15 protein-coding genes are annotated in these 20,787 nt (G+C 43.7%); 3 read left to right on the plus strand and 12 right to left on the minus strand.

Translation table 11 applies throughout. The annotated features are described in order from the left end of the window. Positions 1 to 3 precede the first annotated feature (3 nt). The 7 genes from ACA086_RS08640 to ACA086_RS08670 all read right to left on the minus strand — a co-directional run bounded on the left by ACA086_RS08640 (position 4) and on the right by ACA086_RS08670 (position 9,934). The gene (locus ACA086_RS08640) at positions 4 to 420 is read right to left on the minus strand and encodes a Fur family transcriptional regulator (RefSeq protein ID WP_369748935.1); all 417 of its coding nucleotides are present in this window, start codon (positions 418 to 420) and stop codon (positions 4 to 6) included. 6 nt (positions 421 to 426) lie between these two features. Further along, positions 427 to 1,623 (minus strand): efflux RND transporter periplasmic adaptor subunit, encoded by a 1,197-nt coding sequence (locus tag ACA086_RS08645; protein WP_369748936.1) that lies wholly within the window; start codon positions 1,621 to 1,623, stop codon positions 427 to 429. 3 nt (positions 1,624 to 1,626) lie between these two features. Next, positions 1,627 to 5,988 carry a CusA/CzcA family heavy metal efflux RND transporter gene (locus ACA086_RS08650; protein ID WP_371002924.1) on the minus strand — a complete coding sequence of 1,454 codons (4,362 nt, stop codon included), beginning with the start codon at positions 5,986 to 5,988 and terminating at the stop codon, positions 1,627 to 1,629. Positions 5,989 to 6,113: 125 nt separating this feature from the next. After that, positions 6,114 to 6,422: a DUF6660 family protein gene (locus ACA086_RS08655; protein WP_369748938.1), complete on the minus strand. Its 309-nt coding sequence runs from the start codon at positions 6,420 to 6,422 to the stop codon at positions 6,114 to 6,116. A 798-nt stretch (positions 6,423 to 7,220) separates the two neighbouring features. Beyond that, positions 7,221 to 7,610 carry a nuclear transport factor 2 family protein gene (locus ACA086_RS08660; protein WP_371002925.1) on the minus strand — a complete coding sequence of 130 codons (390 nt, stop codon included), beginning with the start codon at positions 7,608 to 7,610 and terminating at the stop codon, positions 7,221 to 7,223. 10 nt (positions 7,611 to 7,620) lie between these two features. Continuing rightward, positions 7,621 to 8,742 (minus strand): hypothetical protein, encoded by a 1,122-nt coding sequence (locus ACA086_RS08665; RefSeq protein ID WP_371002926.1) that lies wholly within the window; start codon positions 8,740 to 8,742, stop codon positions 7,621 to 7,623. Positions 8,743 to 9,076: 334 nt separating this feature from the next. Then, entirely contained in the window at positions 9,077 to 9,934 is an 858-nt protein-coding gene (locus ACA086_RS08670) for a sugar phosphate isomerase/epimerase family protein (protein WP_371002927.1), read from the minus strand. A 232-nt stretch (positions 9,935 to 10,166) separates the two neighbouring features. Here ACA086_RS08670 and ACA086_RS08675 point away from each other — a divergent pair, with 232 nt between their 5' ends. From ACA086_RS08675 to ACA086_RS08685, 3 genes are all read left to right on the plus strand, one after another. Next, on the plus strand, positions 10,167 to 10,640 hold the full coding sequence (locus ACA086_RS08675; protein ID WP_371002928.1) for a hypothetical protein: 474 nt from the start codon (positions 10,167 to 10,169) through the stop codon (positions 10,638 to 10,640). A gap of 115 nt (positions 10,641 to 10,755) precedes the next feature. Continuing rightward, positions 10,756 to 11,319, plus strand: a complete 564-nt coding sequence (locus tag ACA086_RS08680; RefSeq protein ID WP_371002929.1) for a YeeE/YedE family protein — start codon at positions 10,756 to 10,758, stop codon at positions 11,317 to 11,319. After that, positions 11,316 to 11,729 (plus strand): DUF6691 family protein, encoded by a 414-nt coding sequence (locus tag ACA086_RS08685; RefSeq protein WP_371002930.1) that lies wholly within the window; start codon positions 11,316 to 11,318, stop codon positions 11,727 to 11,729. Before ACA086_RS08680 ends, ACA086_RS08685 begins: the two co-directional genes overlap by 4 nt. A gap of 25 nt (positions 11,730 to 11,754) precedes the next feature. On the opposite strand, the gene ACA086_RS08690 is transcribed toward ACA086_RS08685, so the two are convergent. From ACA086_RS08690 to ACA086_RS08710, 5 genes are all read right to left on the minus strand, one after another. Continuing rightward, on the minus strand, positions 11,755 to 15,228 hold the full coding sequence (locus ACA086_RS08690; protein WP_371002932.1) for a hypothetical protein: 3,474 nt from the start codon (positions 15,226 to 15,228) through the stop codon (positions 11,755 to 11,757). Positions 15,229 to 15,286: 58 nt separating this feature from the next. Next, positions 15,287 to 16,546, minus strand: a complete 1,260-nt coding sequence (locus ACA086_RS08695) for a glycoside hydrolase family 2 TIM barrel-domain containing protein (RefSeq protein WP_371002933.1) — start codon at positions 16,544 to 16,546, stop codon at positions 15,287 to 15,289. Positions 16,547 to 16,592: 46 nt separating this feature from the next. Next, on the minus strand, positions 16,593 to 18,134 hold the full coding sequence (locus ACA086_RS08700) for a sugar porter family MFS transporter (RefSeq protein WP_371002934.1): 1,542 nt from the start codon (positions 18,132 to 18,134) through the stop codon (positions 16,593 to 16,595). Positions 18,135 to 18,281: 147 nt separating this feature from the next. Further along, a complete protein-coding gene (locus ACA086_RS08705; protein WP_371002935.1) occupies positions 18,282 to 19,172 on the minus strand; it encodes a glycosyl hydrolase family 17 protein in 891 nt (296 codons plus the stop codon). A gap of 47 nt (positions 19,173 to 19,219) precedes the next feature. Further along, a complete protein-coding gene (locus ACA086_RS08710; RefSeq protein ID WP_371002936.1) occupies positions 19,220 to 20,785 on the minus strand; it encodes an MFS transporter in 1,566 nt (521 codons plus the stop codon). Between the last annotated feature and the right edge of the window lie 2 nt (positions 20,786 to 20,787).

Genomic DNA, 20,787 nt, shown 5'->3' on the forward strand with positions numbered 1-20,787 from the left:
CATTTATTGTCCACTACACTTTTCGCAAATACCTTTGATGACCAAATTCGCATCTTCAGCTATATACCCTTCCGGCAAATTTATATGAGGGATTTTATGTTCTGTCAAACACATCGTTTCATCACAGTTATCACAATGAAAGTGCAAGTGTAGATCTTGTTCTAGTTCACAATTACAACCTGGTTCGCACAGGGCATATTTTGAAATATTGGTGCCATCATCTATTTGGTGTACGATGCCTTTTTCCTCAAAGGTTTTCAGAGTTCGATACAAGGTAGTTCTGTCCGATTTCGCAAAAGCGTTCTCGATATCCGCAAGCGCGACCGCGATGTCCTTTTCGGCCATATACTTATAGATCAATATGCGCATTGCCGTTGGGCGAACCTTTTTATCTTTTAGTAATTTTTCTATTTCGTTCATAAGTATTTAATCATCGTTTTCGTTCTCCCCTTTTTTCATTTCGGCCATAAGGTAATAGGCATTGTTGAATGCGAATTTTGTCTTGGGTTCCACGGATTCCAAAAAATCAATGGCTACCCAATCCCCGTTGTTTGTGCCAGTCACTATTTCCAAGGGCTTGAAATGCCATGCCCCATCTTCTTTTTCCGCAGTAAAAACAAAGGATTTTTCGCCATCCTTGGCAATCGCACTTTCCGGCAAGGCCATGGTTCGGGTATTGTCTATTTCGATACGTCCCCTGATGTACATACCGGGAATCAGATCGCCCTCTTTGTTCTCTATCTCGGCGTGAACGTGTATCGCCTTAGGATCTTTTTCAAAAGTCTTGCTGACCGAATAGATTTCGGCTGTCAGTTCCTTTCCGGGAATGGACTGCACATTGAAACGTACCGTTTGGCCTTCCCTGACCTTGTCCACATCCTTTTCAAAGACCATCAAATCGGCATGGACATGGTGCGTATTGACGATTTCGAAAAGGTCGGTTTGCGGTTCTACGTACTGCCCCGTTTTTACTTCCACGCTCTGCACGAAACCTTCAATGGGACTTTGCAAACTTATCCGCTGATAAATCGTACCGTCTCGAACTCCGGAAGTATTGATGTTAAACTGTTTTAGTTGAGCTTCAAGTCCATTGACCATGGCCTTGGAAGCCTGATAATCCGCCTCGGCCTTTTGGAAGTTCATCCCCGAACCGACCCCGGCCTCATAAAGCCTTTTTTGGCGATCGTATTCCTTTTGCAAAAACTGGCTATTGCTGTACGCATTTAGATAATCGGTCTGCTTCTGGATGATATTGGGATGCGAGAGATAGGCCACCGTTTGGCCTTTATTGACCTTATCGCCCTCGATAACCTCGATAGAAACTACGTTTGCACCCACTACGGAAGTAATGGTGGCTTCGTTCTGTGGGGGTACTTCCAACTGCCCATTGGCCTCTATATAGCCGCTCATGTTTCTTTGTGCCAGCGTATCGATCCTCATCTGCAACGCGTCGTATTGTTTTTCCGTCAGCATAACTTCGTCGCCTTCGTTTTCCACGTGCCGCATTGCCGATTCCGAATCTTGGCTTTTGGGGGCGTTTTTTTCTTTGGAATCCCCACAGGCCGATAGGCCCAAGAGCAATCCCATCGAGACCAGTACTGTATGTTTTATTATATTTTTCATCGTTTATAAGGTATAATATTGAAGTTCGAATACGGATTTCAAGTAATTGTCAAGTGCTTCCAAAGCGTCCATTTCGGTCTGTATGGCATCCCGTATGATCTGGGTAAAAGCCGCATAGTCCACCGCACCTTCGGTATAGGCGAAAAGCGCGCCTTTTCGCTGTTCCTTGGCGAGCGGTATGGCCTCGTCCCGATAGAACCGCCAAGAGCTTCGCCATTTTTGATAGGTCCGCAATGCCTGTGCGTACTCGGATCGCAGTTGTTTTTCCTTGAAAGCGGTATTGGTTTCGGCAATTTCCCTTTCGAGTTTTGCTGCCTTTTTACGCCCTCGTTCGGGACCCGAGAACAGCGGAACAGATACACCTGCCTGATAGGTGTAAAAGCCGCTTTCGCCATTTACCTTTTGAAGTCCGCCCTGAAGGTTGAGTTTGGGCAACAGATCGGCACGTGCGGCATTTAGCTCCGCTTCGGTTTCCGATAGGCGCAGTTGCGAGAGCATCAGACCTGGATGTTCCTCCAACTCGAAATCTGTTTCCAGGACCGTAAGTCCGCTTTCGTTCAATTCGTCGGGAACGGAGTAGACCGTTTCGGAGACCAACCACAGGTTTAGGCGTTGCAGGGCAATTGCAAAGTCGCTTTCAGCCTGTCGTAGACTATTGCGAATCTGCAAAGCCTGATTTTTGGCCGAAGCGAATTCTAATCGCGATATGGCCTCGACTTCGAGATTGAGTTCAATGGCGGTCGAGAACCTTTGGTAGATAGAATCCAGTTCCTTGTACAAAAGGAGTTTTTGCTTTGCCTGATAGGTTTCCGACCAGGCTTTTTTCACTTCCCTTTCCACTTGAAGTTCAGACAGGCCATAGGCTGCTTCAGCAAGCTGTACCCGCTGTTTTTGCAATCGTTTTTTTGCACCGATGCCGAACAAATCAATATTCTGTTGGCCCAACCCGACCGTCGTATAAACGCCCTGACCCCCGTTGACCTCCTCCCCGCCCGTAAAAACTTGGGTGTTTCCGAAATCGTAAGCGTTCGCTTTTAGGGCGGCCTGTTTGTCGATTTCAAGACGGTTGGTCTTCAGCAACGGATAATTCTTCTTGGAAATTGCTACGGCCTGTTCCAAAGTAACGCTTGGTAATGAATCCTGCTGTATACCCTGTGCGCCCATCATGCCTGAAGTAAACAATAAGCACACGACCGCGGTTGCCGTAATCCATTTTTTCTTGACCTTAAACGTCGCCGATCGCTTCTCCACCCATTGGTACAATATGGGAAGTATGAACAGGGTCAATAGAGTGGATGTTATCAAGCCGCCGATGACCACCGTTGCCAAGGGTCTTTGCACTTCCGCTCCGGCCGATGCGGAAATGGCCATGGGAAGAAAACCTAAAATATCGGTAAAAGCCGTTAACATTATGGGGCGTATCCTACGTTTTGTACCTTCCATGATACGGTCTTTAAGGTTGGTCACACCTTCGTCCTTCAGCTCGTTGAGTCCGCTGATCATGACGAGGCCGTTGAGTACTGCTACCCCAAAGAGCACGATAAATCCGACCCCTGCGGAAATACTAAAGGGCATATCGCGCAGCCATAGGGCAAAAACCCCGCCTATGGTCGCCATTGGGATGGCGAGATAGATCATAAACGTCTGGGGAAGGGATTTAAGCGCAAAATAGATGAGGATAAAAATAAGTAGCAACGCTATTGGAACGACTGTTTGCAGTTTCTTGCTGGCACGTTCTAAATTTTCAAAAGCCCCACCATAGCGAATGAAGTACCCGGATGGAAGCTCAAGTTGCGCATCCAGTTTTTGCTTGATTTCATTGACCAACGATTCTACGTCACGCCCCCTGACGTTCACGCCTACATACGTCCTTCGGTTGGTGTTGTCGCGGCTTATCTGCATCGGTCCCGGCCGGTATTCGATGGTTGCGAGTTCACGCAGGGGAATTTGACTGCCATTGGGCAAATTGATGAACAGGTTGCGCACATCGTCTATATCCCTACGGTTGGCCTCGGTCAGCCTGACCACCATATCGAAGCGTTTTTCGCCTTCAAAAATGACACCTGCGCTTTTTCCCGCAAAGGCCATTTGCACTGCAATGTTCAGCTGGCTGATACTGACCCCGTACTGCGCGATTTTGCTACGGTCATATAGAATGGTCATTTGGGGCAGTCCGGTCGTAGCTTCGGCCCGCATATCGCCTATACCGGGCGTACCTGCGATGATTTTGGTAACTTCCTCGGCTTTCGCTGCAAGTATATCGATATCCTCTCCATAGATTTTTATGGCCACGTCCTCGCGGATACCTTCCAACAGTTCATTGAAACGCATCTCGATGGGCTGCGTAAACTCATAATTCACTCCCGGAACGATACTCACGGCTTCCTTCATTTTCTCGATGAGTTCATCTTTGTTATCGGCACTTGTCCATTCATCCTTTGGTTTGAGTATCACGAACACATCCGCGAAATCAAAGGGCATGGGGTCGGTGGGTACTTCGGCCACACCGATTCGGCTTACTATCTTCTCCACTTCGGGAAAATCGGCCTTTACGATGCGTTCGATTTTCGTGGTGGTCTCGATGGTTTCCGTTAGGGAACTTCCCGGTTGAAGGATAGCGTGAAAGGCAATGTCGCCCTCGTCCAATTGCGGGATGAATTCGCCCCCCATTCGGGTAAATGTAAAAACGGCCAGCGCAAAAATCCCCAATGCAACTACTACGACCATTTTACTTTTATGAAGTGATTTCATCAGCAATGGTTCGTATTTGCGTTCTATCCAATGCACAAACCTATCGCCATAGGATGCTTTAGCGGATTTTGGTGCCTTAATGAACAGGGCGGACATCATCGGAACGTAGGTCAAACAGAGTACCATCGCCCCTAACATGGCAAATATGAACGTTAATGCCATCGGCTGGAACATCTTGCCCTCGACCCCTTCTAGGGCAAGGATGGGAAGGAAAACGATAAGTATGATGAGCTGCCCGAAAAAAGCGGCGTTCATCATTTTTTTGGATGCGTTGGCCGCTATTCCATCCTTTTCTTCCTTTGGTATTTCCAGCGCGGTATTCCCGTTTTCGACTTTCTTTTTCCTTGCGTAACCGTACATCATGAAAACGGTGCTTTCGACAATAATGACCGCCCCGTCCACGATGATACCGAAGTCGATGGCCCCCAGACTCATCAGGTTTGCCCATACATCAAAAACGTTCATCAGGATAAAAGCGAACAACAGGGCCAGCGGGATCGTAGATGCCACTATAAGACCCCCGCGCCAATTGCCCAAAAGGAACACTAACACGAAAATCACGATAAGGGCACCTTCGATAAGGTTGTTCCTGACCGTTCCGGTCGTTTTGGCAATAAGTTTGCTTCTGTCGAGCAAAGGTTCGATACGAACTCCTTCCGGCAGGGATTTCTGTATTTGTCCCATTCTTCCTTTGACATTTTCTATAACTTCATTGGAGTTTGCACCTTTGAGCATCATGACCAATCCGCCGACTACCTCGCCCTGTCCGTCCTGGGTCAATGCACCATAGCGAACCGCGGCACCATATTGAACGGTGGCCACATCATTGATGGTAATGGGTACCCCGTTGCTGTTCTTGATGACGATTTTTTTGATGTCATCGAGGTTGCGGGCCAGACCTTCGCCACGGATGAAATTGGCCTTACGGTTCTTTTCTATGTAGGCACCACCCGTATTCTGGTTGTTCAGTTCGAGGGCTTCGAAAACATCGCCGATGGTAAGGTCAATAGCCTTCAATTCATTGGGGTCGATAGCCACTTCGAACTGTTTTATCTTGCCGCCGATGGCATTGATTTCTACCACCCCCGGCACCATCGCCATCTGGCGTTGCACGATCCAATCCTGCATAGTCCGAAGATCCGTGATGGAATAATTTTCCTTAAAATCGGGTTCTACCTTCAGGGTATATTGATAGATTTCCCCCAAGCCTGTTGTAATGGGGCCCATAGATGGTTGGCCAAGACCCTCGGGAATCTGCTCCCTCACTTCGGTCAGCTTTTCGGAAACCAATTGCCTGGGAAGGTAAGTACCCATATCATCATCGAACACGATGGTAACTACCGAAAGCCCAAAGCGCGAAATCGAACGGATTTCCTTGACATTGGGAAGATTGCTCATTGCGATCTCTACGGGATAGGTCACGAACTGTTCGATATCCTCGGTTCCTAAATTGGGCGATTGCGTGATGACCTGCACCTGATTGTTGGTAATGTCTGGCACGGCATCAATGGGTACTTGGGTCATACTCCATATCCCTCCGCCAACAAGGGTAAGTGTGAGCAGACCGATAATGAATTTGTTATTGATCGAGAAATCAATGATTTTATTGATCATGGATAAGTATGTTAATTCAGTTTAAAGTAGCGTCAGGTGCATTGGCCAAATTGCAATACACGATATTGATATATCCTAAAAAGGAATACATCTAAACAGGATATAGCTATCCTATAAAAACTGAATTAAACCTGCGGGGGCTGAAAGAGGGAAAGAGAAATATCTTTGCCTGCCCTATCAAAATGGACAAAGTTGGCTTGAGAAATTAATGGTTGCAATGGTTCAAATAAAGCAAGTCCGAAATTGATAGTGTGAGCGTGGCAACAATGGCACTGGCAGAAAGGCGAGCACAATTCACAGTCCTGATCGTGGTCTCCATCAAAATCAACTGTAATGACAACCTGGGAATCATCATTAACGTTTCCTGCATCGCTACAAGGCAACACATTGAGAGCCAAGAAGTAAATCGACAGTATGGTTGCCAAAAGTTTCACGAAGCAAAGGTAAAAAGATTTTTGTGCAACTAGGTTGCAAAGAACAGCTTTGCGGTAGTTCAATAAAAGGAACGATCTTCAGGACAATAACTAAAAGCAATTTCCTCAGTTGAATACTATTTCATAAATTCACGTTGAAAGTCAAATGACACCATTTTCATTTAAATAGACTGTCAACAATTCGGTCAACATATTTTGCAAGGCCTTTTAAACACCTAAGGACTCTGCTGATTTAAATTTAAGTTTGAATCCTGTCGAGGTCACTACAAGCAGAAAGTCCATTACGCAAGTAATGGATTTTTTCATTTATGGAAAACCGGAAACGCAGTTTCCAAGGTTTGGAATAAAGGGAAAAGTCATGGCAGTGCCATGGACTTTCTATTTGCAACACGGAGTTCAAAGGAAGTTCGAGCAAAGCGAAGAAAATCCTGTCGAGGTCACGAATAAATAGTTCAATAAGAAAAAACGCCAAGCTCGCTTGAGCGTTTTTTTGTTTGGACTATTATCAAAGCGGAGCTTTGTCAGGATCACGAGCTTAGCGAGTCATCCTGTCGAGGTCACTTAAGAATGAAAAGCTCGCCTAAATGGCGAGTTTTTTTGTCTGAACGAGGAGGTGGAAAGCTCGCTTGCCAACCGGAGGCTGGAGGCTTTTCATTTAGATTACGGAGCTATGTCAGGATCACGAGCTTCGCGAGTCATCCTGTCGAGATCACATCAAGCAAGAAACCGCACTCAAGGAGTGCGGTTTCTTTGATTGCATTATCCGGTGCAACCTCTTCATTTTTCAAAATCAATACTTTATTGATCCAAAAAAGTAGCAGTATGTTTCACGGGAATATCCCAGGCTTCTTTAATCTTACCTTCAATAATACACCATAGTACAACAGCTTCAATATTCATTTGTTTCCCACCTAATAACATCCTGTCCTTCACATGTGTTATGACCAATTGATCACCCAAAGGCGTTATGGAAATAGGATTCACCTTAAAGGAACCAACAGTTCTATCAGCAATTTCTTTAAAGAATTTTACTAATCCAGAGAGACCGTAATAATCTCCTTCCATCTCAGGTAGTTCAGGGTTAATATAATGCCATACGAAATCTTCGGCTAGCACTTTTGACGCTGTAGCCGGATTTGCAGGATTAAACCTCTTTAGAATACTGATATTTGGATGTTCCTTAGTCATATTATAATTTTTACGCCAGCTGTTTTTTAGGATGAAGTACATTTAAAGTCAGTGCCCCATAGGTGATTGATATCAAAATAACAGAGAACAAGATACCTGCATATGGAATCATTGTGATCACCCGTAATACAACTGTTATTAATAATGCTAAGAATGTAATGCTCCAAAAATTCCAATTCTTTTCATTTCTATATCTCAAATAATAGACTGCCAACAGAGCGGCCACCAAATGACCAAACAATAGACTAAAAACAAAAATTGCAGCTGCAAAGAGTCCTAACGGAATACCTATCGCCAAAACAAACAAAAGGATAATCGCCAGTGGAATTCCCAGTAGATAAATCAACCCGAATCCAAAGCTTTTTAGTAAGCTTTGTTCTAAATCGTCAACAGCGTTTGCAAATGCATTTCTGAATAATGCATGAAACACCAGGATGGCCAAAAACGAAGACAAAATATACGTTATCCAGGATTTAACGGATTTTGTTCCTATAGTGGTTAGAGATAACTGCGAATTATCTTCGGCAAGCTCTTCATTAAATTGGGCTTCGGTATTGACAAGGGCGTTGTTAAAATCTATTTCCTCATCGCTATGCCAATATTCAACTTCTTTATAAAATCTGGCATTAGTCCCCAAAGTAATATCTTCTCCTACTACAACTGAGGTTTCTCTTACAGTTCCGTCAATAAGAACATCTGTGCCTTTGATTTCAAGCTTTCCAAGAACTTCCCCCCGGACTTCAATACTTCCGCCAAAACATTTGAGATTTCCATGAATTAAGGCATTTTCAGTTAGAATAACTTCTCCGCCAAAAACAACTAAATCATCTCCTATTTCTGAGTTAATAGTTGCCCTTCCTACCGCTAAACGCACATCATCTGCAACATAACCGTTGAGGAACAATTCTCCCGCAGCAGCTGTTAAGTCTCCATTAACAGAGTCATTTACTGTTAAATTTCCCCCTGCTATTACCAAGTCTCCCTGTATAACGGCATCAATCTTGATGGTTTCTCCTGCACGATACGTATCATCAGGCTGCATCTTATTGATTAAAATTTCACCTTCATTTACGGTTTGGCTGAAAGAAAGTAATGAGCACAATGCAACAAACAAAATAGTTATAGTTTTCATAAGTACCGTTTTTTAAATTACAAGGGTAAATCTACTGGATATCAACTGTTTAGCAAATGATCTTGGTCAGGAAGTATAACTTTTTATGTCAATAAAAGCGGTTTTATTCCCTAACAATATTTAATGATTGAAGAGCAGATGAATTCAGGTACAGAAGAAGAATTAGTAATCGTCATAATCTGAAGTAATGACACAATTACTATAAGATGGATGACAAAGAAGAAATCGGTTCTTATCAAATAAAAAACCGCACTTATTCAGTGCGGTTTTATTTTCAATTTTGGGTCAAATTAGGATGACACCTGTCTTGTCAATTAACTAAAGAAATATTGTTCTACTCAAATCCAATCTCCTTTAAGGCTTGATAACTTATACGAATCGCATCAAGCGGTTTGAGGCCATCAAATGTCATATCCTGTTCCACAAAGTAATATTCCATTCCGGATAATTCTTTTTGGGCTAAAATTCGTTTAAAATCGATCGAACCCTTTCCTACCGGGGCAAAACGCCCCTGTTCATCCATATCCTTTACGTGCCAGGCTTTGAATCGTCCCGGATATTTTTCAAAATAGGCCACCGGATCGGCACCAGCCTTAGTAACCCAGAACAAATCCATCTGAAAATTTACATATTCCGGATCTGTATTTTCCAACATATAGTCGATTGGCACCACCCCGTCTTCGTCTTCCATAAATTCAAAATCGTGATTGTGATAGAGTAATTTTAAACCGGCTTTATTAGCCTTTTTTCCCATTTCATTGATGATCTCAGTCAGATTTACCGCACCACCTGTCATGCCAAGGGTATTAGTACTGTCATCGTAAGTAAAAAGGCCCATAGGAGGTACGGGTACTACAAAATATTCAAACCCGGCAGCTTTTACATCGGCCATCATCTGCTCCGCATTTTCCAAAGTTACCGACCCCTGATGTGTACTCACAGGATTCAGACCTAATTCCTGAAGTAATGACTTAAAGTCGGTTGGTGACATCCCGTAAAAATTTCCATCCTCATATCCGGCCGCTTCAATATTGAGGTAACCCGCATCGGCGACAGCCTTAAGTGTTTCCTTTGCGTCGACATTCATGTCCTCCCTTACCGTATAAAGGGCAAGTCCTCCAAAGGAATCTTTTTCTTCGGTTTGACAAGACATTGTAAGTAGTAATGCAATTAATAATACTTTGATTTTCATGTATTGAAGTTTTAGTCAAATAATAAACAGCAATTTTCAAAAAAAGATCAGCGGTTAATTTTTTGATACGTCTTCGTCCCTTTAAACTTTAAAGTCGAAATAAAATAAACGCCGCCTTTCAAATATAAGAATTCCCAACGGACAAAATTTTTAGAATAACCATCCACTCTTTACTTTCATCATTAGTACTAATATGAACTATATTGGTACCTTTGCTTTAAATTCATTTGCTATGAATGTCAAATCATATTTAACTGTTTTAGTTATAATTTTACTCTTCGCATGCTCCAAGGATTCCTCCAACCCGGAACCCAAAATCTCTCAGGATCAACTCAATGCAATAACAGGCCTGTATAATCTCTCGGAATACATTGTAAGTCCGGCACAAGACCTCAACAACGATGATGTCCTTTCACAAGACCTGATGGCAGAACTCGACTGCCTGAGTGCCAGTATCATCCTGCGGGAAGACCTGAGCTACAGCAAGTATGCCATACAATTGAATATTAGCCCTATAACAAACGATCAGTACGCCATTTCCTGCAGCTTTAACCAGTCTACCACAGGTAGCTGGGATCTGGTAAACGGACAGATCGTTTTGTCTGAAGAAAGAGAAAACTCATATTCCCTGGATGGTTCGGTCCTTACCCTTACCCAGGGCAAAGTACTTCCCGATTTTCAATCGCAGGTATTCGTAAAACAATAGATCTATTTCTCCCTTTCACAGATCAATAGAGGTATCCGCCAACTTCAGTTGGGATTTGTAACAAGGATTACATTGAAAGGGGTACATTGATGTATCTTTGCACAAAGTTTTATGCATGGAATTCTTACTTAAACCCTGGCCGTGGTATGTTTCCGGTCCGCTGATCTCTCTGGTCATGATTGTGCTGATATACTTCGGCAAAACCTTTGGCATGTCTAGTAACCTGCGCACCCTGTGTACCATCGGGGGTGCCGATAATTTTGCTTCCTTCTTTAAATTCGACTGGAAATCGCAGATCTGGAACCTTACCGTAGTAGTGGGAGCAGTTATTGGCGGATTTATCGCGGTTAATTTCCTCTCTGATGGATCGGCTATCGCCCTGAACCCCGAAACTGTTGCAAATCTCAATTCCCTGGGATTCGAAAATGCAGGGGCTTCCCTCCTGCCCCCTGAATTGTACGACTGGAGTTCGGCACTGACATTAAAGGGATCACTTATTCTGATAGGCGGGGGGATTCTTGTTGGGTTCGGTACCCGGTATGCCGGCGGGTGTACTTCAGGACACGCAATAACCGGTTTGAGTAACCTTCAGTGGCCTTCTTTGGTCGCTGTAATCGGATTCTTTATAGGCGGACTTATCATGGTTCATTTCTTGTATCCCTTAATCTTTACCGCATGAAACTATTGAAATTCTTATTGGTCGGAGTATTCTTCGGCATCGTCCTTGTAAAATCTGAAGCCGTTTCCTGGTACAGGATCTATGAAATGTTTCAGTTTCAATCCTTTCATATGTATGGGATCATAGGTTCTGCCATCGCAGTTGGTGTAGCTGCCATATGGCTTATTAAAAAATCTAAGCTCAATAGTATTGAAGGTCAACCCATAGAAATTCCCCCAAAGGACAAAAGTATCGCCAGATATATCCTCGGAGGTACTATTTTCGGATTTGGCTGGGCCCTGGCCGGTGCATGTCCAGGACCTATGTATATCCTTGTAGGTACGGGTGTGATGACTATGTTTTTCGTAATCGGTGGCGCAATACTCGGCACATTTCTATACGGTTTGCTGCGCGATAAATTACCGCACTAAGCAATCTTCGTATTGACTTGTAATACTACATTGGCACCATTTCTTTCGGAAGGCTGACATCGATCCGTATAATTTCTCCGGAACGCTGAAAGATTTTATTACTCGTCTCTGCATCGAGTATAAGGCCCTCTTTCTTTTTAGTATCACCGTTCTTGAAATAAAGTTTCATCCCTTCCTCTGATCCGAAATTATAGACCACAGGAATCTGGCAATAGGTAAAACCTAAGCTATCCGGACTAAGGCCAAGAGCTCGCTCCTCGCCCAGCAAATCTATATATGTAAATTCTACTTCTTCCTTCAGGATTTCCTCTTTTTCAATTAAGCCCGTACTGAAGGAGAGTTTTCCGTTTTGTACACTAACTCCCAATTCTGCTAATCGACTGAGGATATCTTCTTTAACCTGCCCTGTCATCCCAGGTTGTTGTGCCCCTTTGGTGGCAGGGGTGTGTGAATATGGGTCCGTTGGGAACGCTCCGTAGACCTCGGGCGACTTGTGTACCCCAATTCCTTCATTGATCTCGTGATAATGCTCCATCAAAGCTTTTACAACCGCATCTGATGCCCCTTCTGCCATTGCTCGTCTGCTGCATTCCATAACTGCCAATAAAAGTTTAGAGACCATATGCCAGTAAATAGAACCCAGCCCTTCGTAGCCAAAGAAAGTTCCCGATCTTCCTGTAAACGACTTGTGATCAAATACTTCTTCAAAAATATCAAGTATCAGCTCCCTCTCAGTTTCCAGCAGGGATGAAAATTCACCGTCATCCAGAACGTCTAAAACCTTGCTGACATCATTGGCGTTATGGAAATTTCCATTGAAATGATAGTTTCCATTTATATCCTTTTCGATTAAAGATTTATTTCCTGTTTCCAAAAGGTGAGTTAGCATGCGGGAATCCTTCACTCGAGCCGCAGGGATTACGTTTTTAACCATGAATCCCGGTAAATCCTTGTTGGGATAGAGAATATAGCTGTTCTGGTCCTGTCTGTACAACTCACTTTTCCTCAGGCTGTTAAGGAGTTTCAACACCTCTTCGGCTTGCAGGTATCCGGCGCTTAGTACAGCAACCTGCCCCTCCAGCATCACGCTTAGATAATCTACAGAAGTACCTTCCCCCGGTGCTACGCTAATCAGGTTGTAAGAGTGGTATAAATTGTCTTCCCGTTTATTTGCATCGATAGAATGTTCAAGGAAGGGTAAAACGGTTTCCGTAAAACGGAGGAGTTCATTTTTAGACAGACTCACTTTCTTCCCACTGTACCCCGATTTGTATATAAGTTCGCGATAATCACTTCCCGCTGTTCCCAGGCCGTCCATAACTTGTAACCGTTCATTATCGGTGAATGACCTTTTAAGTACTGTGCGGTTTTCTTCCAGGACCTGTTCAACCCTTGTCATAAAATCTGCGATCTCCGCTGAGATTTCAACCTTTTCTGCTTCAATGGATTCTGTAATCTCCCTGAACTTCACCATAAATCTCCTAAGATAATAAAGGGTCACCATAGAAACACCGTTACCCACAAGAGCGTTATTGGCATCATTCCATTCGGGTCGCTGGGTGTTGAGCCAGATTCCCGCCTCAGGGATAAAATTCGAGCATTTAGCAAGCAGGGTGGCCAGAAGTTTTTCCACCAGATTGACATGGATAATCTTCTCGTCCTGCCCGGTCAGCAGGGCACCATCTGCCCCAATATTATTCCGGGCTTCATTGATTTTGCTGTCAAGTTTATGATCAAAATCAATGGTATCCTTAGGATTCGCAACTATATCCTTATATCCTTTTATCTTATAAGGCACATTGGCGTATACAAAAAGATGTTCATTCCAGTAATTTCCGAGCCTTGAAGGATAATAATCCTCTATAAATTCGAGGAATTTTAAAAGGTATATAATCTGGTGATCTCCCCAGTATCCAATGTAAGACCAGGGGTCATCAGGTTCTATCACTTCCCAGTCGAACCCACTTTTTGTCACCCGGTAAGGATTATAACCGTCAAAGGTGGAAGCGTTGAGGAATTTGTGGATCATCCCATCGATAAAATCGGGATAGGAGTGTGCAAGTGCCTCCCAATTCTGGAAGATATCCCGCCAGTTTCCTTCGTAATCAAGGATCTTAGAACCGTCTATTTCACTTCGCGTATTAATAGAAAATCGATTCCATGGCCTGCTGGGATCTCCGTGTCTACGGCTGAATTTAAGAGGGAGGTATTCTAAGCACAGGCGCTTAAAGTCGGGATTCCCACTCTTGTGAGCAAGCTCTCGTAAAACAGAAACATCAAAGACCTCCGGAAGCTGCTCCAATTCCGGGGAAAAGGCTTTAAAGACCTCTTTATTGGCCTGTTGCAAATAGGTATTAAAATCTGATTTCTCAATGCGGTAGTCAGAATCAAAAATACCCCCTCTCATGATATTGTAGAGGACATTGGCATAATGCCTTGAAGTCTGCAGCTTATCACGACTGCATTGGAAGCCGTCAGCAGCTCCGGCCAGTTCTTTTAATTTTCTAGTACCCTCTGAAATATCCGCCAGTACTTCTTCTTTTAAAGTATCGGGCTTCTCCAACTTTTTACTTAATAAAGCAATGTCTGCAGCAGTTTGGTTGACATTAGCTGCAATCATCCATTCCAGGGTCTGCTTTGGTCTTATTGTAGTTTTGGAGAAAGTGAAATACGCTCCTTTTTCTGCTTTTATATCGGTTTCCTGATGGAGGTCCTTCCCTTCCCGAAAGTCGTCTAACTGTAAGGAAGACAACAGATAAGTGGCCTTTGGCATTCCCATAGACCAAACAACATTGGCCTTTAATGCCTCACTGGGCTCGGCCTTATCCACAATAATGGCACTGAGGGCATAGATCCCTAAACCGGCATGAGGTATCAATTCACTCCTTTTATATGCATCAACGAGATTACTTCGGGTATTCTGCATCTCGGTTGTAACCCCATGGGGGATAATATTCTGAAGGCCATCCAACAGAGAAACCTCAACATCAGACCCATTTGTGTTCTGAAGGCTGGCTCTTTTGACAAATCCGTAAACATTACTTGAATTCCACTGATATCGGAAGACGAGACCCAGGTCTTCATTGATTTCTTCAAATATCACCTTATTGCCAAAGGTATTCTTATAGAGGTTTCTGGTTAGCTGATAAATACCTTCATATCGATCTGAAAAGGGCTCCCATAGTACATCTCCATCTCCGGTCTTTACACGCATGATTGTCTTACTCCCCGTAACTTCGATGGATTCGGTAATCTTATCATCAGTATAATAAGGGAATAAAGCAAACTCACTATTCTTTCTCCCGGCCGTAAGTCCGCCATTACTAGAAAGGAACATCCAGTGATTAGAATCACTTACAATGCTCATAAAGAACGGGCGCATGGCATCATTGTTACTTATCTTGTAAAAGGTTTCATTTTCTATGATAAGCTGATTTCCAGTCACCTTTTTATTTCGCTGATGTAAAACATTTTTCCCTATTTTAATCCCTTGCTTCATGCTGCTTTAATTAAATTTTTATTCAATCATTTAATGACTTCCTTCGGATTTTCGATAACTAAAACACTCTAAAGGGAATATTAGCTGTTGCCGCCCGATTGTCACCGTCAACAGCATATACAAATAATCTAAAATTCCCTGCCCTTGGGACATTCAGAATCGCTTCATTTTCGTTTTGCTCATGTATGGCATCACTTATTGCCTCAGGCTTTTCTTCCGGATCTCCCCCCTCTTTAAGATCAGTACTTTCAGGCAGAACTTCCCACCGATAGCTAACTGATTTATTTGTAAAAACAGAAAGCTCTATTCTGGCAGGATAAGACTGATTAATATTCAGGTGTATATTATCTTCTGCAATCTTCCCGTCGAGCTTAAACGATATAATCCTTGGTGCCCTATTTTCTGGCCATGAACCGCTCCAGAGGAAATGCATTACATCAACCGTTTCCGTGGCCTCTCCGCTCTCCAGGAACATTCCGTACCAGGTGGGGGTACGTTCCTGTTTATCTCCCCATAAAAATACATATGATCCCACACATTGGGTAGGATCGGATGCTATTGTGGTTTTATATCTCTCCAGGTAGTTTTCTGCTTTTAGGGTGCTATTTTCCTCAATAGGTGCGCCCCAGGAGGTTTGAGGTACTTCCCAATGACCAGTAGCCCCCCATTCAGAAACGATGTATGCCCCTGTATAGCCAAACTTCCTAACCAGCCGTGGCAAAATAGAAAGGTTTCCATAAAGTTGAAAGGAGAGCAAATCGAGGTCGGGACATCGCTCTGCAATATGTTTTAATTCTTTTTTAAAAATGCCCGACAAACTCGTTGTGGTAAGATGATTTGGATCCACCTCGTGAATCATTTTTGAAATTTCATTAACTGCATCCCAAACTTTGGGGTTCGTATATTTGAGGTTGAGTTCATTCCCGATGCCCCACATTAAAAGCGCAGGATGATCTTTTAGTTCTTCAACTTCCCTTCTGATTCTCTCAAATTGCTGCTGTACCTGAATATCATCGTCATAATCAAAACCGTGGCGTTCCCTCCCCATATCGAGTCCCATACAAACCATGAGTCCGTTTCTCCGGGCCTCTTCCAGGATGTCTCTTGCCGACTGCACCCCATTATCAGTGCGCCAGGTCCGGAAGGAATTCCCATGGTGTTCTGCCAGGGATCCTATATCGCCATACTCCAGCCCCGCTCCTTTGATAAAAAAGGGTTGTTTGTTAACCATCAGGCGAAAAGAATCTGTTGTTTTTATCAGTTCAACCTCAGCCGGGCCCGTTTCGTTTTGTATATGTACAGATTTAGTTGATTCCATGGTGTCGGGGAGCTGATGTGCATTGCCCGATTCTATCTGTTTCTATTTAATTTCTTATAAGCAGTTCTTCAACTTCTTCCAGTGTCCTGCCTTTGGTCTCAATGACAAATTTGTAAACAAAGAGAATCGCACAGAACGAAAGAAGGGCGTAAATGGCAAAGGTCAGGGTTGGACCCAAATTCGACAATTCCCAGGGAAAAACCTGGGTGACACTAAAACTAACAAGGGAGTTAAAGAATCCTACTACGGAGATAGCAATCCCCTTGATCTTACTGGGAAATATCTCTGAAATCAGCGTCCACATTACCGGGCCCAGGGAAATGGCAAAAGAAGCCACGTATAAAAGGATGGCAATCAATACCAAAGTGGCATTGATCTGAATAAAATTAGTAATCTCATTCCTTTTAAAAACCAGGAACTGGGATTCATTCAGACGTTGCTGAACTGCTTCAAAGAGGACGGCCTGTCCGTCGTAACTGTTTCCTTCTAATTCTGCCAAAGCCATTTTTACATCCTGATCATTTACCTTTTCAAGGGTAGTTTCATTAAAATCATAGGTAGCACTATTGAAGGCATATGTGGCCATCAAAAGGGCTATCGTCATACATGTGGTACCAATGAGCAAGAGGGGTTTTCTTCCCAGTCGGTCTATCAACCAGATAGCCACCAGGGTAAACACCAAATTAGTGAGACCAACTACGATGGCCTGTAAAAATGAAGAGTCGGTACTCCCCCCTGCCTGTTCAAAAATGGTTGGGGCATAGTAGAAAATGGCATTGATCCCCGTTATTTGCTGAAAAAAAGCAATCCCGAGGGCGATGATCATAATAGTGGCGTACTTGCTTTTCAGGATATCTGCCAGCTTGCCTTTTTCTTCTTTTTTATCTACTCCTCGCCGTATCTCCTGAATGGTAATTTCGGCGTATTCTTCTCCCCCTATCCTGGACAGTATTTTTCGGGCTAATTCAATTTTATTCAATTTCTGGATAAGCCATCGGGGGCTCCTGGGTACAGTCCACAGACTTATAAAATAGATAAGGGCGGGGATAGCCTCTACCCCCAGCATCCATCTCCAGCTTTCCCCTTCCATATTGATAAGGAAGTAGTTAGAGAAATAGGCCACAGAAATCCCAATAACGATATTCAGCTGATTAAAGGAGACAAGGCTACCTCTTAATTTTGGAGGGGCGATCTCTGCAATGTAAATCGGCGCAATCAGGATGGCACCACCAATTCCAATCCCACCTATTATACGGGCAATAATAAACTCTGTATAGCCCGTGGCCAGTGCAGACCAGGTGGCCGAAATGGTGAATAAAGCTGCTACTACGATCAGGGTATTTTTTCTCCCAAACTTATCTGCAACTGGTCCGGCCAGAAGATTTCCAGCCATTGCACCAAATACCACACAGCCGACAGAAAATCCAAGCATCCATTCGGTCATTTCAAAGTAAAGGGTAATTCCCTTGACCGCCCCTGAGATTACCGCACTGTCAAAACCCAGGAGAAATCCACCCAGGGCAACAATTAAGCTGATTAGGATGGTATAGGATCTGTTCATCTTAACTGCTGTGTTGGTCTGCTCCATTTTTATGTTGGTTAGTTGTTATAAAGATGCATTGTACGCGGATATAATAAGCAAGAAAACTAAAGATAATGCAAAAAGACCGGCAACTGATGCCTCACTTCTTGGTGAAGGTTTGTTTATCAGCTGAACAATGCTCCTTCCTTAAAATCAGAATTTGAGTTTTTCGTCCTTGTCCCAAAGCCCCCAAAAAGCACCAACGTCGCCTTCGGCACCCACTTTCCACGATTCGTCAAAGGAGGAGAAATAAAAAATCTCAATATCATCTTCATCTGCCCATTTCTGGGTATTCATAAAGTACTTCAGGGCATTTTCAAAGGAGGGATAAGCCCCTTCCAGACTAGTGCCCTGAAATGGCCAGCCCGTTTCAGAAATGATGACCTTTTTACCGTTTGCCGCTTTGATGGCCCTTTGGTACATGTCTTTCATATACAGCAGGGAATAGTCGAGATCGCAGCCTTCCCAGAAGGGATAGCAATTGGCCAGAACAATATCACATGCTTCAGTGATTCTGGGACGTTCGGCAAATTCGTAATAGGCATCCACATAGCCAACGGGAATACCTGCCGGAATTGCCTTCTTAACCTGATCTAATTTTTCCAGTAATTCATCTTCGGTTAGATCACCCCGTAACATCACTTCATTTCCTACAGCTGCAATATCCACATAGCCGTCATTGGCTAACTGAATCAGGTTTTCCACTTCCTGAGCATTGATCTTCGGATCATCACCCAACCAGGCTCCTACCATGGATTTGATGCCAAATTCTCTGGCTATCCTGGGGATGGATTCATTCCCTTCTGTACAGGAAAAAGAGCGTATCCATTTGGTATATGGTTGAATGATCTCCATTCTTCTTCGTATCTGTTCCTCCCCAATCTGATCTCCGGGGTTCTGCCCTTCAATATAAGGGCTAAAACAGAGGCCGTGCATTCCACCCTCCAGTACTTTTCTACAAAGTTTTTTAAGTTGTTTAGTAGACTTCCCCGAATAATCAAGGGCGGCAAGTGCCAAATATTTTTCTTTCCTTCTTGAAGACATCTTAGTTCTTTCTATTTATCCAAATTACAATTACACTCGGAGGGAAGTTAAATTTCTCCCCTGCGTTTTACAAGTTCTGCCTTAATCTCCCTGGCTTTTTGTTCAGTAAGATCGTATTTCCACATGACCCAGACTGCGAGGGCAGCAGTTAAAGAAGGTATGACGATATCGGCTATCCGGAGCCTGTTCATCGTTTCCAGGCTTTGCTCTGTGATATTCGGATCAAAGCCTACGATCTTTAGAATTAGTCCTCCTAAAACCAGGGCGATAGCCTGACCCAGTTTTACCATCCACCAGTAGATCGCTCCGAAGGTACCTTCCTTCCTGGGCATTCCGTTCTCCAGTTCATCCAGATCGCAAACGTCTGCCGTCATAGACATCATCAGGGTAAATAATCCTCCCATTCCAAAGGCGAACAAGGGAATAGGCACAAAGATCAGCCATGGGATTTCACTTCCCGGATCAATAGAGAACCAGGACATTCCCACGCTTTCCAAAAAGGGATTTAAAGCTTCGAAAATTGAACCAACACCCGAAGTAAGCCCTTCGCCCAACCAGGTATCGTTAAATTTATTATTCAGTTCGATATCAAAGCCCCACCATTTCAGGAGATATCCAATAATTGAAAGTATGGTTGAAATGATAAAAGCTTTTTTCTTTCCCCATCTGTCAGACATTTTTGAGATAATAGGGATTACCAGAAATGCCGTAATCATAGCATTGATTGTATTAAACCATGCCGGCCAGGTACCCGCTAATTCATAGCTGCCGCTGTAGATATAAAAGACAATGATAAATACGCCAAATGCAGCTACAAGTTGAAAGCCATTAAAAACTAAAAAAGTGGCGCCGCATAATTTCATAAAGGGCTTATTTTTGGAAACCTGTACAATGCCGGCAAACAGGTCCTTCATATTACGGGCCAGGGTTTTAAAGTTTATTTCTTTGCGATTCTCCATATGTGACGAATCGATACCGCGGCAAAACAGGGCAGGAAGGATACCAAAGACCACACACATAGCTCCCACAATCAGGGCCATTGTCCTCACCCCTTCTGTTTGGGTATTAAAGGTGTCTGAATCTGGGATAATTACGTACAGCCATGGCACGATCATCCAGGCTATCTGACCCATACTGTTGGCAAAACTCATCAATCTCGTCCTTTCATTGTAGTCTGATGTCATTTCGTAGCCCAAACCTACCAATGGAGTGGCGAACATAGTATTCCCCACCAGAAAGAGAATCTGAAGAATCATCACATGCCAGATGATATACGACTGAGAGGCATTGTCATCAAGCTGCCACATCAAAAAGAATAAGATTCCACTAATTATTGCACCCAGGAAAATATAAGGTCTTCTGCGGCCCCATCTCGACTTGGTATTATCAGAGATGAATCCCATTATAGGATCCGTTATGGCATCGAATATTCTGGGTAATCCGCCAAGTAGTCCGGCCCAAAGTGGATCAACTCCCCATGCAGTCAGGAGAAAGAATTGTATAAAAACCCCGAGGGTCCCGGGCAGAATATTTAAGATAAAATGTCCTGCCCCGAAGGCAGCCTTCTGTCCAACAGGGACCTTGTCTTTAGCGGCGGTTTTTATAACTGACATAT

It is taken from the genome of Muriicola sp. E247 (assembly GCF_041358175.1).
Classification (GTDB): domain Bacteria; phylum Bacteroidota; class Bacteroidia; order Flavobacteriales; family Flavobacteriaceae; genus Muriicola.

Bases quoted from the DNA above. Each gene is read 5' to 3' on its own strand.
- ACA086_RS08640 (WP_369748935.1), bottom strand. From the start codon at position 420: ATGAACGAAATAGAAAAATTACTAAAAGATAAAAAGGTTCGCCCAACG.
- ACA086_RS08645 (WP_369748936.1), bottom strand. From the start codon at position 1,623: ATGAAAAATATAATAAAACATACAGTACTGGTCTCGATGGGATTGCTC.
- ACA086_RS08650 (WP_371002924.1), bottom strand. From the start codon at position 5,988: ATGATCAATAAAATCATTGATTTCTCGATCAATAACAAATTCATTATC.
- ACA086_RS08660 (WP_371002925.1), bottom strand. From the start codon at position 7,610: ATGACTAAGGAACATCCAAATATCAGTATTCTAAAGAGGTTTAATCCT.
- ACA086_RS08665 (WP_371002926.1), bottom strand. From the start codon at position 8,742: ATGAAAACTATAACTATTTTGTTTGTTGCATTGTGCTCATTACTTTCT.
- ACA086_RS08670 (WP_371002927.1), bottom strand. From the start codon at position 9,934: ATGAAAATCAAAGTATTATTAATTGCATTACTACTTACAATGTCTTGT.
- ACA086_RS08675 (WP_371002928.1), top strand. From the start codon at position 10,167: ATGAATGTCAAATCATATTTAACTGTTTTAGTTATAATTTTACTCTTC.
- ACA086_RS08680 (WP_371002929.1), top strand. From the start codon at position 10,756: ATGGAATTCTTACTTAAACCCTGGCCGTGGTATGTTTCCGGTCCGCTG.
- ACA086_RS08685 (WP_371002930.1), top strand. From the start codon at position 11,316: ATGAAACTATTGAAATTCTTATTGGTCGGAGTATTCTTCGGCATCGTC.
- ACA086_RS08690 (WP_371002932.1), bottom strand. From the start codon at position 15,228: ATGAAGCAAGGGATTAAAATAGGGAAAAATGTTTTACATCAGCGAAAT.
- ACA086_RS08695 (WP_371002933.1), bottom strand. From the start codon at position 16,546: ATGGAATCAACTAAATCTGTACATATACAAAACGAAACGGGCCCGGCT.
- ACA086_RS08700 (WP_371002934.1), bottom strand. From the start codon at position 18,134: ATGGAGCAGACCAACACAGCAGTTAAGATGAACAGATCCTATACCATC.
- ACA086_RS08705 (WP_371002935.1), bottom strand. From the start codon at position 19,172: ATGTCTTCAAGAAGGAAAGAAAAATATTTGGCACTTGCCGCCCTTGAT.
- ACA086_RS08710 (WP_371002936.1), bottom strand. From the start codon at position 20,785: ATGTCAGTTATAAAAACCGCCGCTAAAGACAAGGTCCCTGTTGGACAG.